The 14,912-nt window shown below is 54.8% G+C and carries 13 protein-coding genes; 6 read left to right on the top strand and 7 right to left on the bottom strand.

The genetic code is table 11. The features are described from left to right. Positions 1-18 precede the first annotated feature (18 nt). On the bottom strand, positions 19-747 hold the full coding sequence (locus tag PKO01S_RS10380) for a Gmad2 immunoglobulin-like domain-containing protein (protein ID WP_127531272.1): 729 nt from the start codon (positions 745-747) through the stop codon (positions 19-21). A gap of 288 nt (positions 748-1,035) precedes the next feature. Between PKO01S_RS10380 and PKO01S_RS10375 the strand changes: the two genes are divergently transcribed. Then, on the top strand, positions 1,036-3,573 hold the full coding sequence (locus PKO01S_RS10375; protein WP_127531271.1) for a PAS domain S-box protein: 2,538 nt from the start codon (positions 1,036-1,038) through the stop codon (positions 3,571-3,573). A 22-nt stretch (positions 3,574-3,595) separates the two neighbouring features. On the opposite strand, the gene PKO01S_RS10370 is transcribed toward PKO01S_RS10375, so the two are convergent. Continuing rightward, positions 3,596-4,165 carry a GNAT family N-acetyltransferase gene (locus PKO01S_RS10370; RefSeq protein ID WP_127531270.1) on the bottom strand — a complete coding sequence of 190 codons (570 nt, stop codon included), beginning with the start codon at positions 4,163-4,165 and terminating at the stop codon, positions 3,596-3,598. Positions 4,166-4,434: 269 nt separating this feature from the next. Here PKO01S_RS10370 and PKO01S_RS10365 point away from each other — a divergent pair, with 269 nt between their 5' ends. The 3 genes from PKO01S_RS10365 (at position 4,435) to PKO01S_RS10355 (ending at position 6,257) form a co-directional block, all read left to right on the top strand. Further along, positions 4,435-4,752, top strand: coding sequence for a PadR family transcriptional regulator (locus tag PKO01S_RS10365; protein ID WP_127531269.1), 318 nt, complete (start codon positions 4,435-4,437; stop codon positions 4,750-4,752). Continuing rightward, complete coding sequence (locus tag PKO01S_RS10360; protein ID WP_127531268.1) at positions 4,749-5,315, top strand: HAAS signaling domain-containing protein; 567 nt, start codon at positions 4,749-4,751, stop codon at positions 5,313-5,315. Before PKO01S_RS10365 ends, PKO01S_RS10360 begins: the two co-directional genes overlap by 4 nt. 114 nt (positions 5,316-5,429) lie before the next feature. After that, positions 5,430-6,257, top strand: coding sequence for a DUF4097 family beta strand repeat-containing protein (locus PKO01S_RS10355; protein WP_127531267.1), 828 nt, complete (start codon positions 5,430-5,432; stop codon positions 6,255-6,257). A 102-nt stretch (positions 6,258-6,359) separates the two neighbouring features. Here PKO01S_RS10355 and PKO01S_RS10350 read toward each other — a convergent pair whose 3' ends face one another. Then, positions 6,360-7,448, bottom strand: coding sequence for a Glu/Leu/Phe/Val dehydrogenase dimerization domain-containing protein (locus PKO01S_RS10350; RefSeq protein ID WP_127531266.1), 1,089 nt, complete (start codon positions 7,446-7,448; stop codon positions 6,360-6,362). 199 nt (positions 7,449-7,647) lie between these two features. Continuing rightward, positions 7,648-9,438 (bottom strand): ABC transporter ATP-binding protein, encoded by a 1,791-nt coding sequence (locus PKO01S_RS10345; RefSeq protein WP_127531265.1) that lies wholly within the window; start codon positions 9,436-9,438, stop codon positions 7,648-7,650. Between the two features lie 385 nt (positions 9,439-9,823). Between PKO01S_RS10345 and PKO01S_RS10340 the strand changes: the two genes are divergently transcribed. After that, complete coding sequence (locus tag PKO01S_RS10340) at positions 9,824-10,060, top strand: hypothetical protein (protein ID WP_127531264.1); 237 nt, start codon at positions 9,824-9,826, stop codon at positions 10,058-10,060. A 177-nt stretch (positions 10,061-10,237) separates the two neighbouring features. Beyond that, a complete protein-coding gene (locus PKO01S_RS10335; RefSeq protein WP_127531263.1) occupies positions 10,238-12,247 on the top strand; it encodes an elongation factor G in 2,010 nt (669 codons plus the stop codon). Between the two features lie 168 nt (positions 12,248-12,415). On the opposite strand, the gene PKO01S_RS10330 is transcribed toward PKO01S_RS10335, so the two are convergent. The 3 genes from PKO01S_RS10330 to PKO01S_RS10320 all read right to left on the bottom strand — a co-directional run bounded on the left by PKO01S_RS10330 (position 12,416) and on the right by PKO01S_RS10320 (position 14,895). After that, positions 12,416-12,568, bottom strand: coding sequence for a DUF1540 domain-containing protein (locus tag PKO01S_RS10330; RefSeq protein WP_127531262.1), 153 nt, complete (start codon positions 12,566-12,568; stop codon positions 12,416-12,418). 207 nt (positions 12,569-12,775) lie between these two features. After that, a complete protein-coding gene (locus PKO01S_RS10325; protein WP_127531261.1) occupies positions 12,776-13,468 on the bottom strand; it encodes a hypothetical protein in 693 nt (230 codons plus the stop codon). Between the two features lie 254 nt (positions 13,469-13,722). After that, a complete protein-coding gene (locus tag PKO01S_RS10320; protein ID WP_127531260.1) occupies positions 13,723-14,895 on the bottom strand; it encodes a response regulator transcription factor in 1,173 nt (390 codons plus the stop codon). Positions 14,896-14,912: the final 17 nt, after the last annotated feature.

Genomic DNA, 14,912 nt, shown 5'->3' with positions numbered 1-14,912 from the left:
AGGGAAGGCCGCCCGCATCTATTCGATTTCTTCGATTGGCTTTATGGCGTCTTTGTTGAACTTGACTGCGATTTGCAGCACGTTGACCGGACTGCCGTCTTTGGCGCTCGATTCATAAATGGTCAGGATGCCGAATGGGTTAGTCGCTTCGTCGAACGTGACCGTAAATTCGAACTTGCCCCATTCCGGGGCGCCCATATCCGCTGTCACGTGGCCTTCGGCTAATACATTGTGTCCGTCTTCGAACGAGTAGCTGAATGAGGCTTCGAATACCCGTGCTTCTCCCCGCACGGTGAAGGTCGTGCCGACGACCGCGTCTTCCGCAGGCTCGAACACCCGGAAGGCCTTGTTCTCCGCAACAACAACAGGTTCCTTCGAGCCGCCGCCCCCGCCGTTGCCGCTGTCGACCGGCTTAACAGGAGTGGAGCCGCCGTTGTTGCCGTTGTCGACCGGCGTATCGGGCGAGTTGCTGCCGTCGTTGCCATTGTCGACCGGCGTATCGGGCGAGGAGCCGCCGCCGTTGCCGCTGTCGACCGGCTTAACAGGCGAGGAGCCGCCGTTGTTGCCGCTGTCGACCGGCGTATCGGGCGTCGTCGCGCCGCCGCCTGCATTTTCTGTCACAACCGGCTTCTCTTGCTGCTTGCTTCCTCCTGTACAACCGCCAATTACTCCGAGCATGAAAGCCAGCATCAGCGCCATCAGCGCGGCCGGCACCCATTTGCCTGCCGGTCTTCTTCTTGTTGTCATCCTCATCAGCCTCCCCGATCGAATCCTTAGGGCAACAATATCGTATCATTAAAGACGAAATTGGCTTGTCCGTAGTTGCGCCGCAAGCCAACAATGTGCATATGACTATCCGGTTGCGGTCCAACCGCTAACTTCTACTGCATGTATAAACTTTATGTCACACGCATATGGAAAATGAATACATTTTACCCTTTGATTATTTGTAATGGAACTGGATTTATGAAACTATCTTTACTATCCGAATCGCATAGGTAATAATGAAGGCAACGGTATTTCAGCAGATTTCATGTGAAGTCGAAAGGGTTGGTTTATCGGGTGACGACGGATACGGATGAGATGGACATAAACCGGTTGCAGTTAATAAGTGTTATGGAGCACTCGTCAGAGGGCTTTTTTATGCTAGATGAAGAAGATAAGTTTATCTACGTGAACCCGCAAGCGGGTTTTTTGTTGTTCCGGGATCCTCGGGAGCTCGTCGGAAAGTCGCTGTGGGAAGAGTTTCCGATGGCGAAGACGCCCTATTTTACAGAAAAGCATGCGGAAGCGAAGGAAAGCCAGCAGTTGGTCGTGTACGAAAGTTATTTCGCACATACGGATATTTACTACGAGTTCAAGTCGATTCCGAGCGAAAACGGTTTAGCTGTCATTTTTCGGGACGTGACGCAGCGTGCCAAGCATGCGGATATGGAACGGCGTTACCGGTCCCTGTTCGAGCGTCATCCGGATGCGGTCTACATCGTCACGCCTGACGGAATGATTGCGAACGCCAATCAAGCAGCGCTGGAGCTGCTGGGCTATAAAGCGGAGGAAGTGCTGCTGTTCTCGCCTTGGCTCTTCATCGATCCGGAAGATACGCCGGTTGTAGCGGGCTGCTACGAAGATGTGATACAGGGGCGGGCTGGCCACTGTATCATGAGGGTCATTCGTAAGGACGGCGTCAGGCTGATTACGGAAGTTACGATGCTCCCGATGACAGAGGGCGGGGAACAAGTCGGGGCTTATGCGATTGTGCGCGATATTACCGAGGTTTATCATGTGCACAAACAGCTTCAAGAAAGCGAGCACCGGTACAAAATGTTGTCGGAGAATGCCGGCGATATCATAACCTATTTGAGCCTGGATGGGACTTTTCAATATGTGTCGCCTGCGATCGAGCGGCTGCTCGGTTACCGGCCGGACGAAGTGCTTGGCACGGTGGCCTGGAGCTATTTTCACTCCGAATGCCGCGAAAAGCTGGGAGGTAACGCTCCGTATTCTGCCTTGTACGGCATTCAGACGTGCCGAATTCGGCATCGCAACGGTCGCTTCATCTGGTTCGAATTGTCTTATCAATCGGTCGTGGACGATAGGGACGGACAAGAACGGTTGGTTGGCGTATGGCGGGATATTACGGAACGGAAGAAAGCGGAGCAGCATCTGCTGCAAGCGCAGCGGCTGCGGCGGTTCGGGAGCTGGGAGTACAATATAGCAGAAGGGAATGTCCGGTGGTCGGATCATTCTTACCGGATATTCGGCTTCCATCCGGGCACCCCGCTAACAATGCCGTTCTTCTCTGCCCATATTCATCCGGAAGATGTCGGGAGCGTCATGCCGGTACTGGAATCGCTGCATACGGTGGAAGAGATCGATCTGCGTTACCGGGTTATTCGCCCGGACGGCAGCGTTCGCCATATTCATAGCTATGGCGAGCGGATGGATTTGCATGGCGAGCCGTATGCGATATTCGGCGTTCACTGCGACCTGACCGAGCATCTTCAGACGGAGGCGGAGCTGCACCGTAGCCGCGACAGCCTGCGGATGGCTCAGCAGCTTGCCGGGCTCGGGTATTTTGAGTGGGATATCGCGAATGATCAATGGATATGGTCGGATGAGATTTATGAGCTCTTGAGGCGCGAATACCATTCACCGAAACAAACGATCCAACAATTAATGGAAATCGTTCATCCGGAAGACCGCTCCCAGGTGGAAAATGCAATTGCGGGAGCGCTAAGCGGCAATAAGATGGATCTGATGTTTCGCATCGTGAAGTCCGAAGACGGCAGCATTCGAACGATGCATGCGATTTCGCAAACGGTATGCAATAGTCAGGGGCTGCCGATTCGAGTTTTCGGAACCGTTCATAACATTACGGAGCAGAAGCAGTCCGAAGAGCGGCTTCGCCAATCGGAGAAGCTGTCCGCCGCGGGCCAGCTTGCCGCTGGCATCGCTCACGAGATTCGTAATCCGCTGACCGCGCTCAAAGGGTTCGCGAAGCTGCTGCGGCATGCGCCGGAGCATAACCGTGAGCGCTACTTTGAAATTATGCAAACCGAGTTCAACCGGATTGAGCTCATATTGGGCGAGCTGTTGGTGCTTGCGAAGCCGCAAGCGCTAATGCTCAAGCCGAATGATATTGGTTCCATCTTAGCTGAGGTTGCAGAGCTGTTCGGATCGCAGGCGCTGCTTCATAACGTGCAGGTGAAGGCGCACTTGCCGTCCGGATTGCCGCTTGTCTTCTGCGAGCGGAATCAGATCAAGCAGGTATTCGTCAACATGATGAAAAATGCGATCGAAGCGATGCCCAGCGGGGGCTTGCTTGAATTGAATGCAGCCGCAGCGGACGGCGGGCTGCAGATTAGCTTCGCCGATCAAGGCGGGGGCATACCGAGCGATCGTCTGGCTAAGATTAAAGAGCCCTTCTTCACGACGAAGGAGCATGGCACAGGGCTCGGATTAATGGTCAGCTTCAACATAATCGAAGAGCATAAAGGCTCGATCCGTTACGAGAGCGTACTCGGTCAGGGAACGACCGTCTACATCACGCTGCCTGTATGGAACGGACAATAGCAGGATGGTGCGAGAGGCACCGTTAGGACAACGGAATGGGCTTCACCATATGGTAGAAAGATGAGCCGTTAATAGTAATGGTTTTGTCCGGCGTGTAGCCGGCTGAACGATAAAGGCTCGCCGCGCGGTCGTTGCCGTATTCGACGTTCAGGGCGATTCGGTCCCATCCGAGGGCCGCTGCAGCTTCCTCGGCAGCTTGAAGCAGTGCTTTCGCAATGCCCCGGCCGCGAAATTCCGGGAACACGGCAATGGAGTCGATGTAATATTCATCCTCATCGGCTTCTTGATCGATGACAGGGGACGGATTCCCGGTCCGCTGCCGCAGACGCTCTGCGATCGGCGCATCCAGCCTGTCCGCTTCGCTCCCGTGATAACACAGAATCATGCCGGCAATGCGGTTATCTTCTTCGGCCACAACAACTTGCTTGGCGCTGAAGCGGTTGCCGGGCATGCGGAACAGCTCGGCAAGCGCCGCTATCGCCTGTTCTTTCGTCGTCTCTCCGGTCAGTTGGTAAGCGATATCGTGGATCGCTTCGTAGATGAGCCGGGTAACGGGGAGCGCGTCTTCAATGGCAGCTTCACGCAGTTTCATGCTGATCTCTCCTTATGCGAAATGCAATTGTATAGTGTTGTCCTATTCTATTCTACAATATGACTGGACTTAGCCGAGCGCCATCGGGCAAGCGCTCGGTTTTTTTTGTTTTTGCTAGGAAGGTGCTTCTGTAAAGGCAGGACATATGTGGGAAAATGTATTCTTTTTTACTTACTATATTGCAATGAAGAATAGCTGGCTGTATAATGATTCCAACATCTATTATTTATTGAAGAATAGTACCTCATGTTGAATAGGTGGTGATGGGATTGAATGTTCAGTTCAAGAAAGGCGTACTCGATCTGTGCGTACTAGCGATGACTGCGCAGGAGGACCGGTACGGTTATGAGCTGGCAGTCATCATTTCAGGCAAGTTCGATATTGCGGTTGGCAGCGTATATCCGATTTTGAATAGGCTCACACAGGAAGGATACTTCACGACCTATTTGCAGGAATCGCCTGGCGGTCCGCCTCGCAAATATTATCGGTTGTCCTTGGAAGGAAGGATGAAGCTGGAGATGCTGACGGAGGAATGGCGCACGTTTACGGCAGCGGTCAATGAGTGGATTGAGGAGGGTCAGCGATGAGTACGAGCCGTCAATATTTGATGATCATGGAGCAGGAGCTGCGGGAGGTGCCGGAGCCGCTTCGCCGGGAGTGGCTGGCGGATTATGCCGAGCACTTCCGCATCGGAATCGAGAATGGGCAGCCCGAAGAGGAAATATGCAGAGAGCTCGGCGATCCGCGCGTCATAGCGAAGGAGTTGAAGCTGAACAACCGGTTCGAGCTTGTGAAGACGAACGGGAACCCCGTTCACCTTGTGAAGGCGATGCTGGTTGGTACGAGTCTTGGACTATTCAATCTATTGTTCGTGCTGGCGCCGTTTATTGCGGTATCCGCTGTGCTCATTGCCATATGGGCCGTTGTCGTCGCTTTGTTCGCGGGGGCGTTGTACGCTGCTGGGCAGGGGGCGTTCGGAGGACAATATAAGGGGTTAACAGGGTTCGCGTTCGCTTTTATTCTGGTCGGTCTTGGCATTATTGTGTTTATCGCTGCCCGGGCTCTGACCAAAGGATTCGTACGCGGCACGGCAAAGTACTTGCAAGCGAACCGGAGACTGCTGCGCGAAGGCAGCAGCCGGTCGGTTTAATACGCTGCAGCAAGCGGCGGGTCGACTTAACGGAAGGGTCTAAACGCGCGGACGGCATGAATCAGAGAGGTAGTGTTGTTTGGCTGTATAGATAAGAATTGAAGGGGTGTAACCATGCGCAAATGGATTGGAATCGGGCTTATTCTTATCGCGATCGGAGTGGCAGGCTTATTTTCTCCATGGAGTCACTGGCGGAGCGATTGGGTTTCGCGGGCCGATGTGAACGAACAGTATCGGGTTTCCGCTGATGGCGTCAAACGGTTGTCCATCGAGCTGGACAGCGAGGATGTACGAGTCGTCGAAGGGACGCAGAGCGATATTGTCATTCGGGTAGAAGGGAAGGTCAGCGCGAAGAACAGTGAACGGAAGAAGCTTGATTTCGGAGTGGCGGACGGTACGCTGCGCGTCAAAGCGCCGGATTGGGGCATGACGGTCGGCTTTAATTTTTATAGCCTTAAGGTGACGATTGAGGTGCCTTCTGCGGCATACGAATCGATCAAAGCGGAGACGGACAGCGGCAACATCGAGCTTCGCGGATTAGCTTTCGGCGAGATGAAGCTGGATTCCGACTCGGGAGACATCACGGCCTCGCAGATGAAGTCGAAGTCGATCCATATGAACTCGGACAGCGGCGATCTTGTGCTTGAAGATACGGAAGGCGACATCATCGCACGCAGTGACTCTGGCGACTTCGCATGGAAGGCTCCTCAACTGCTCTGGTCGGCTGACGTGAAGTCCGACAGCGGCGATGTGACGTTCAATGTGGAGAAGAAGCCGGATCATGCAACGGTGAAGTTCGAAGCCGACAGCGGCGACGGCGTAGTAAAGTGGAATGGTGACACAGCCGACAACGGCGATTCGATTAAGGAAGTGTACGGCAACGGTGCTCCGCTCATCACCGTCGTTACCGATTCGGGCGATTTCGTCATGTCGAACGAATAGCTTGCAGGAGCAACAAGAAGAGAGACGCCCGCATCATGCGGATGCGTCTCTCTTCTTGTTGCTCAAGGGGAGTTCATACGCCGGCGGAAAATAGGCTTCCTGCTATACTCTGCGCGTTCCTCTGCTGTCATTGGTGCCGGGCGGGTCAGCTTCCGTTCGCAGCATTCGCTCCGCGAGCCGGTCAGCGGCTTCGGCAGGCGTTACATCAGCGGCTTCGGCCTCTGCATAGGTTTCGGCGAGCGTTCCGGCAATGCGGCGGACGCGGCTTCGCGTGCGGAACGGCCCGTCGCCTTCCAGCTCGGCTGCTGTAGCGATAATTCCGCCGGCATTAATGACAAAGTCCGGTGCGTACATAATTCCCCGCTGCCAAAGCTGCTCGGCATGCTCCGGCGCAGCGAGCTGATTGTTAGCCGAGCCTGCTATGATTCGGCATTGCAGCAAGCGGATCGTAGTCTCGTTCAATATGCCGCCCATTGCACAAGGAGAGAAGATATCGCAAGACACTTCGTATATCCGGTCAGCGGCGATTGGCATAGCCCGATACTCTGCGACGGCACGTTCGACCAGACGGACGTTCAGATCGGATACGATCAGCCGCGCGCCTTCCCGGTGCAAGTAGCGGCATAATGCCCAGCCCACCTTGCCCAGTCCTTGCACAGCAATAGTACGCCCCTGCAGTCTGCTGCTGCCGAATACGAGCTTTGCGGTAGCTTTCATACCCGAAATAACGCCATACGCGGTCATGTCGGCCGTCCAGTCGCCGCTTCCGCCCATCGAACCGGTTGTATCCGTCACATAACCAGTTGACCTTAATACCGCGTCCATTTCGTACGGCGTAGTTCCAACATCGACCCCGGTCAAATAGCTTCCGTTCAGCCGTTCGATGAACCGCCCAAGCGCTTCGAAACGGCGGTCATTGCCAGCATCGCCGGGACGGCCGACGACGACTGCTTTGCCGCCCCCGTAAGGAAGACCGGCCGCAGCCGCTTTGTAGGTCATCGACCTGGCTAGCCTCATAGCGTCGCGGGCAGCATCCTCTTGGTTCGTATACGGCCATAAGCGGCAGCCGCCTAACGCAGGTCCCCGTGCCGTGCTGTGTATCGCGATAAAAGCTTGCAGGTCGCTCTCGCGGTCGCGGCACCATACGAATTGCTCGAATCCGTCCCGGTCCAATTCTGCCCACAGCGTCATGGGTGGTTCTCTCCTTGTTTCCTCCGGCAGCCGTCTTGCGGTTCTAGGACCCGCATGCGCCGTTCTTGTCCGGATTCCGAATGACTGCTATTTCACAGCATATTCAGGCCGGTTGCCGCCTGCTACGGCATAACAAAAAGCCTATCCCCAAGGACATTCGATCCTTAGGATAGGCTTCGCTTGTATCATCAGGTTAAGGTTAACCTGATTGCTGTACGGTAGCAGGAGGCAGCTGCGCTTGCAACTGCTGTTCAGCGAATTTGCGGTAAAGCGGGTGGCTGGCAATAAGCTCGGCATGCGTGCCTTGACCGGTAATTCGTCCTTTCTCGATAAAAAGCAACTGATCGGCGTCCGCAACGGTGGACAGCCGATGCGCAATGACAATCGTCGTACGTCCTGTCATCAGATTGCGCAGCGCCTGTTGAATGTAATGCTCTGATTCACTGTCGAGACTCGATGTTGCTTCATCGAGCATCAGAATGGCCGGATCGCGCAGCAGTGCCCGTGCAATGCCGATCCGCTGGCGCTGGCCGCCCGACAGCTTGACGCCCCGCTCGCCGACCTCCGTATCATAGCCTTCAGGGAATTGGTTAATAAAGTGGTCGGCGTAAGCCATCTCCGCTGCTGCTTGGATCTCGTCGTCACTAAGATCACGTTCGGTGCCGTAAGCGATGTTCTCGCGGATCGATCCGCTCATGAGCGTGCTTTCTTGCTGAACATAGCCGATCTTCGACCGCCAGGAGCGAAGGGAGAACGATTCGACCGGCGATTCTCCTAGCCGGATGGAGCCGCTGGTCGGCGTGTAGAACCGTTCGATCATCGAGAACAAGGTTGTCTTGCCGCCGCCGCTAGGTCCGACAAGCGCGGTCACTTTGCCGGGCGGAATCGTGAAGCTGACGCCGCTTAGAACGTCGTCCGCGCCATCTTCATACGCGAAATGAATGTTCTCGGCGATAATCGGCTTATCGGCATCAACCAGCTCGATTCCGGTATGCACGTCTTCTTCCGGTCCTGCCAGCGTTTCCGTAATCCGCTCGGTTGCACCGATTGCTTTCTGCATTTGGGTGAAGAACATGGCGATCTGGCTTGCCGGCATGATGATTTGGAACAAATAGAGAATGAAGGCAACCAAGTCGCCAGCCGACAGTGCGCCGGAGGATACACGGAAGCCGCCGTAGCCGATGATGATGACGAGCATCAGCATGAGGACGAGGGAGATAAGCGGTCCGATAAGCGCTTGCACTTTGCCTTCCTTCAGACCAAGGCGCAGCATCGCGCGAATGCCGTTCATTCCGCCGTCGAACTCCCGGTCCTCCGCGTTCGACGCTTTGACCAGACGAATTTCGGCCAGCGTCTGGCTGAGCACGCCGGCCAGCGCCGCCGTCTCGTCCTGCATTCGTTTCGATACTTGATGCATGGTCCGGCCGAGCGGAACCATGAACAGCAGGAGCAGCGGCACAGCGGTCAGCATGACGAGTGTCATGCGCCAGTCAAGCGCAATGAGGATTGCTACAGAGCCGATGATGCTGATTATGCCGGTTACAAAGCCCGTCATATGCTCGGTTATGAGGCCTTTGACGACGCCGGTGTCGTTCGTCATCCGGCTGACCGTTTCGCCGGTCTGGTGGTTATCGTAATAGGAGACCGGGAGCACCAGCAGCTTGCGCCACAGCCGCTCCCGCAGTCCGGCGACAATCTGTTGCCCGACGCGGGCGAGCATGTAGGTGGAGACGGCCGCGGTGGCAGCCTGCGCGATGAAAGCGGCAACGAGCAAGCCGATTTGCGGTAATCCGATAGAAGACAGCGAGAAATCGTCGACTACATTTTTGGTGAACAACGGAACAATCAATGCCGCTAGCGTCGAGGTAATACTGAGCGTCAGCGCAATGGCGATGGCGGACCGGGAAGGCTTCGTGTCGCGAATAAGACGCCAGAAAGGGCGCCAGCCGCGGAGCGGGCTTCTGCCGGCTGCAGAGGGTTGGTTTTTCATGAACGATCCTTGTCCTTCCTTGACCGTAATTGCAAATAAACGTTCCTTTCATTATGACATACCTGCCCGGCGGGACCATCGCACGTTAGTCGGAACAAAGCTCCTTCTGAGGACCGAGCTTAGGACAACCGCACCGGTATAGCGCTTGCCTAAGGAACGGTTTGCAGGAGGGGTCCCGAGAGCGGATTCTGCAGGCCGGGAGACGGAACAAGCGACTATTTCTAGGTTAGGCCATTGCCGCAAAGGGTGCTTGAGAGGCCGTTTCGCGCGGCCGTTCATTGGGACGAATGGATGAAAGGCAAACGCCGCTGGGGGGAAGTCCAATCATCGTCCTATTGCCCGCATAGATTATATTACAACTACAACATCAAGGAGGAAGACGATAATGTCTCAATACCATCATAAACATTGTCAAGGCAAGCTCGATCCGGTGATGCTGGATCCAGTGCAGGTCTATGAAGACTATTATTATCCGCAAGAGTACGAGGTCATTCACGCTGTAGAAGTCATCCGCCGCCACCATTGCGTGCCGGTGCCTAAGCATGTGCATGTTGTGTATGAGCGCGACGTCGAGTGCGGCCTGATGATGAGAAACAGCAGAGGCAGAAGCGGCCGCCGTTAAGTCTCCGCATGCTGTGCAAGCGCCTTTCGGTTCTCGAACCGGAAGGCGCTTATTTGCTTGCTGTGCTTCTTTACGCCTGACGCCTGCGGATGTACCATAGAGAAAACGGTATCATTGCGGGCATAATCGGCTGCAGCTGAGCCGCAGCCAAGGCATACAGAGAGGATGAAGCGGGGCATGGAGAGGCATACAGCAGCGCAGGGGCAGCGCCTTGCGGAAGGAATACGCAATATCGGCATATTCGCTCATGTCGATGCAGGCAAGACGACGACGACGGAGCGGCTGTTGTATCAAAGCGGCCGAATCCGGACGCTTGGGAGCGTGGACGAAGGGACGGCGCAGACCGACTCGCTCGAGGTCGAGCGTGAGCGCGGCATCAGCGTTCGTGCGGCCGTAACCCGGTTCGACTGGCAGGGCGTCCGCATCAATGTCGTGGATACGCCGGGGCACGTCGATTTCCTGTCCGAGGTCGAGCGTTCGCTTCGCGTTATGGACGGCGCGGTATTGATCGTATCGGCAGCGGAAGGTGTACAAGCCCAGACCGAGATCATCTGGCAAGCGCTGCAGGAGCTGCGGATTCCAACCTTGATCTACGTGAACAAAATGGACCGGGTAGGCGCGGACGCACAAGCTGTCCTATCCGAAATCCGCCGGTTGTTGACGCCGGATGCGGTGCCGGTCGGGGCGCCTGACGGGGCGGAGGAATCGTTCGCCGGCTCGATTAGCTTGCTGGAGCCGGACGGAGTGGAGCGGCCGGAGCCGTATTGGACAATGCTGGCCGAGACGGTAGCCGAGCGGGATGAAGAGCTACTCGCCCAGTATTTGGAGACGGGGGCGCTGAAGCCGGACGTGCTGATCCGCGCGGCCGCTCAGGCATCCCGGCAAGCGCAGCTGTATCCGGTGTTGTTCGGCGCGTCAGCAAGAGGGATCGGCATTGAGCCGCTGCTGAATGCGATGGTCGGGCTGCTGCCGGCGCCTGCCGGAGACGCGAACGGTCCGGTGTCTGGCGTCGTGTTCAAGCTGGAGCGCGACCCGGCGATGGGCCGGGTCGCCTATGTCCGGCTGTACGGCGGAACGGTCCGGAACCGCGATACGGTCACGAACGCAACGCAGAACATAGCCGAGAAGGTGACGCAGATTCGTACGGCGGACAGCAGGCGATCGGAGGATGTCGGGCTGCTGACGGCCGGTGACATTGCGGCGGTGTATGGCTGGGGAAGCGTTCGGATCGGCGATATTATCGGCACGCCGGAGCTTGTGCCAGGCGGGGCGGTGCTGGCGGTGCCGCTGTTGACCGTGCAGGCGCATTGGCCAAGCGATGCCGCATATCCGGCAGTCGTCTCCGCGCTGCAGCAGCTTGCGGACGAAGATCCGCTGCTCGATCTGCAATGGCTGCAGGAGGAGCGGGAGCTTCATCTGAAGGTGATGGGGCCGATTCAGGTCGAGGTGCTGTCGCAGCTCATTCGTTCCCGGTTCGGTCTCGACGTGACGTTCGGCGCGCCATCGGTTATTTATAAAGAAACACCATCCTCTGCCGGTGAAGGTTATGTTGCTTACTTGATGCCCAAGCCGTGCTGGGCGATTCTTCGGTTCGCAATCGAGCCGGCCGAGCGCGGGAGCGGGCTGCATTACAGTTCTATCGCACGGCGGGAGCGGCTGCTGGAAAGCTATCAGAACGAAGTGGCAAGGCGCGTGCCGGAGGCGCTGCAGCAAGGGCTTCGCGGCTGGGAAGTGACGGACTTGAAGGTGACGCTCCTGGAAGGCGAGCATCATGTGTGGCATACGCATCCGCTCGATTTTGTCATCGCTACGCCGATGGGCATTATGAACGGGCTAAGCAACGTCGGTACGCAGTTGTTGGAGCCGATCGTACGATTCCGTCTGTCCGTACCGGAGGAATTCGGCGGCAAGGTCATGAACGATCTCATCGTCATGAGAGGGGAATTCGATCCGCCAGTGCTGCACAATGGACGGATGGAGCTGGAAGGACTGCTGCCGGTCGCGACTTCGCTGGATTTTCCGGCAAGGCTTGGCGCAATGACGAAAGGGCGGGGCGCGCTGTCGACGTTCTTCCATGGGTATCAGGAGTGTCCGCCCGACGTACAGGCGCAGCGGACTCGCCGGGGCGTGAATCCGCTCGATCAGGCGAAATATATATTGGCTGTCCGCAACGCGTTAACGCAATAGCGGGCTAAATTCTACTAAAGAAGAGTGACGAGTTGTTAACGGCATGGTGATAATAATTATCATTCTTGGATATAATGATGGCGAGAACGAAGAGCGGGCAGCCTCTCGGAAAGGCTGCCCGTAATACATGCTTATGCGTGTGTCGGTTCGGGACGAGTAACGATAAGACTAAATTTTCGGTTCGAACGTTTTGCAATCCGTTTCTTCGGATTGACGGGGTTGGCTGGTACGGCTGACAACATAGATAGACGATGCGTTGCACTTGTTGCCGGATCCCCAGAATTTGCAGGAGTTCACTTCACACAGAACATCTTTAGCCATTGATTTCACCTCCCATCCGATAAGAAGGGCCTAACAACCATACGGCATACGATGAGCCGCAGGTTGGCCGTTCATTATAAAGGATGGGCTTTTTTGTCATGCTTTTATACTTGGCTGGAGCAGGAAAAGTGTCCCGTGCGGAGAGTAAACATCATCGGTTGATACTTTCCCGATGTTGCTGCCTAGCAGGGGGGCCGGAAACTTCTTTTACTTACTCTTTTTAGATTTAACTGCATTCGAAATCTGTTGTTTCAAATCTTGGTCGCTCAAGCCGGATATTTTATCAATAGATGCGATATCTACAGCTTCACTTGAGAAAATAATGGTATCGCCCGATTTCGTTTTTACTTCTTTATTTGAGATTTTCGTTGTGTATTTCAATTTACTTACGCTTGAAGGATCAATTTCAATTTGAAAAGGAACGGCTGCCGGTGTAAAGATGTTTTTGGGTTCATATTTTTTGAGGAACAATACATATTTTTGCCCAATGGAAGGCTGAGTATAGTTCGGGAGATCGATATTACTTGTATACAACTGGCCGTCGACAAGTTTGCTAAGCTGTTGATAATGTGGAATAGCGACAGAAATTGTCCCGGTTACATCACCATAATTGACTTCATCGATGACAAATTGATATACATCACTATAATAGTCCTCACCCATGTTCCAGCTTTCTTGAAACTTGTCATAATGACCTGTAACAATATAATCTGCAAAACTTACAAGGCCATTTAAATCGCCACTGACCGCATAATCATAATGGCTCGTAACATTGAACACTTGATGAGAAGAGTAGTTCCTGGTTGTAGTGGAGATGTGTCTAGATACCAGTATGGAAATGATTAGAAGAACTATAACAACAGCTATAATAATGACAGTGCGTCTTCCTTTTATAGTCATATCTCTGTAACCCCCTTATTAATATGGGTATTTAGCATTGATGCCGTTAATGTCATCTGTTTGTCAATATCAGACGTATACTGAATGGACTTTGTTTCAATTAATTTTCTATATATACAATTTATTACCATCGCTCAATCAAGATGAACAACAAAGGCAATCCTGACCGCTTTCGGAAGCAAAACGAAAACAGCCTAGGCGCGCTTCACGCGCATGCCTAGGCTGTTTTCAATTTCGTCAAAATCCCTGCTGGGTCAGTCCCCTTGTCCGATCTCCTGCGTCCGGTACTCCGTCGGCGTAATGTTGAACCGCTTGCGGAATACTTGGGTGAAGTGGCGCATGTCTTGATAACCGATTCGCTCCGCAACTTCCGCCAGCTTCAAGCTCGGATTGTGGAGCAGCCGCTTCGCCTGCTCCAGCCGCAGCTGGATGACGAAGTCTTTGTACCCTTGGCCAGTCTTCTGCTTGAACAGCTGGCTGAAGTAGACCGGGTTCAAGAAGACGACGGATGCCACTTTCTCGAGCGACAAGTCTTCGCGGAAGTGCGATTTGATATATTGGATCGCCGTCTCGATCGCGCGGTCGCTCCCCCGCTCGTCCTGCTCGTACACTTGCGAATCCGATGCTTGGCGGAGCCGCCGGATCTCGGCGGGCACCAGTTGGAACTGTTCGATTAATCCCGAGTTCATGACCTGGAACGGGACCTTCAGATATTGCCGGAGATGAGTTCGAAGCTCGCCGATTAACAGCGTAAGCGAATCGTCCGGTACGGACACAAGGCCGAGCAGGCTTTGCGAATCGTAGCTGATGACGAAGCCGCTGCCGTAACGCTCGATTAGTTCAGAAAGTACATTGTCGATAATAAAATGTTCGAGATGCACCGGCCGGTCAGCGTCCATCTTCACCATGACGAGGTGGAAGGAAGGATAAGCTTCCATCAGCGGTTGCATATCGAAGTTGCCGATGTCGAGACCGGCAGCCCAGCGTTGGAACACGGCCTCCCGCAAATACTTTAAGTTCACGTCGAGCTGCCGGGTGTCTCTCGACTGCTCGGATTCCTTATGAAGCTCGTCCCGCAGCTGGTCGATCAGCTCGATGACGCGCTCCTTGCCGATCGGCTTGACCAAATAGTCGCGCGCACCGAGACGTAGCGCCTCCTGCGCGAATGAGAATTCGGACTTCGCCGAGATGAACACCCAACGGACATGCGGGTGCTGCGGCTTGGCCGCTTTCATCAGTTCGAGCCCGGACATGCCAGGCATCATAATATCGCTCAGCACGAGGTCGATCGATTCGCTGCGCAGCCGTTTGACCGCCTCATCCGCCGAAGCGGCAAGCCAGATCCGATAGTCGGGATACCGGTTCTGAATCGTTCGTTTGATGCCGCTTCTTATAATGGTCTCGTCATCTACGATCAGAATGTTCATTGCCGTCATATTCTCCT

This window comes from Paenibacillus kobensis NBRC 15729 (assembly GCF_004000825.1).
GTDB lineage: Bacteria > Bacillota > Bacilli > Paenibacillales > Paenibacillaceae > Paenibacillus_T > Paenibacillus_T kobensis.
Note: the sequence above shows the minus strand (reverse complement) of the source record. Positions and strands in the feature narration are given on the sequence as shown.

Coding starts and splice junctions, on each gene's coding strand:
- PKO01S_RS10380 (WP_127531272.1), bottom strand. CDS start 747: ATGACAACAAGAAGAAGACCGGCAGGCAAATGGGTGCCGGCCGCGCTG.
- PKO01S_RS10370 (WP_127531270.1), bottom strand. CDS start 4,165: ATGAAACTGCGTGAAGCTGCCATTGAAGACGCGCTCCCCGTTACCCGG.
- PKO01S_RS10360 (WP_127531268.1), top strand. CDS start 4,749: ATGAGTACGAGCCGTCAATATTTGATGATCATGGAGCAGGAGCTGCGG.
- PKO01S_RS10355 (WP_127531267.1), top strand. CDS start 5,430: ATGCGCAAATGGATTGGAATCGGGCTTATTCTTATCGCGATCGGAGTG.
- PKO01S_RS10350 (WP_127531266.1), bottom strand. CDS start 7,448: ATGACGCTGTGGGCAGAATTGGACCGGGACGGATTCGAGCAATTCGTA.
- PKO01S_RS10345 (WP_127531265.1), bottom strand. CDS start 9,438: ATGAAAAACCAACCCTCTGCAGCCGGCAGAAGCCCGCTCCGCGGCTGG.
- PKO01S_RS10340 (WP_127531264.1), top strand. CDS start 9,824: ATGTCTCAATACCATCATAAACATTGTCAAGGCAAGCTCGATCCGGTG.
- PKO01S_RS10335 (WP_127531263.1), top strand. CDS start 10,238: ATGGAGAGGCATACAGCAGCGCAGGGGCAGCGCCTTGCGGAAGGAATA.
- PKO01S_RS10330 (WP_127531262.1), bottom strand. CDS start 12,568: ATGGCTAAAGATGTTCTGTGTGAAGTGAACTCCTGCAAATTCTGGGGA.
- PKO01S_RS10325 (WP_127531261.1), bottom strand. CDS start 13,468: ATGACTATAAAAGGAAGACGCACTGTCATTATTATAGCTGTTGTTATA.
- PKO01S_RS10320 (WP_127531260.1), bottom strand. CDS start 14,895: ATGAACATTCTGATCGTAGATGACGAGACCATTATAAGAAGCGGCATC.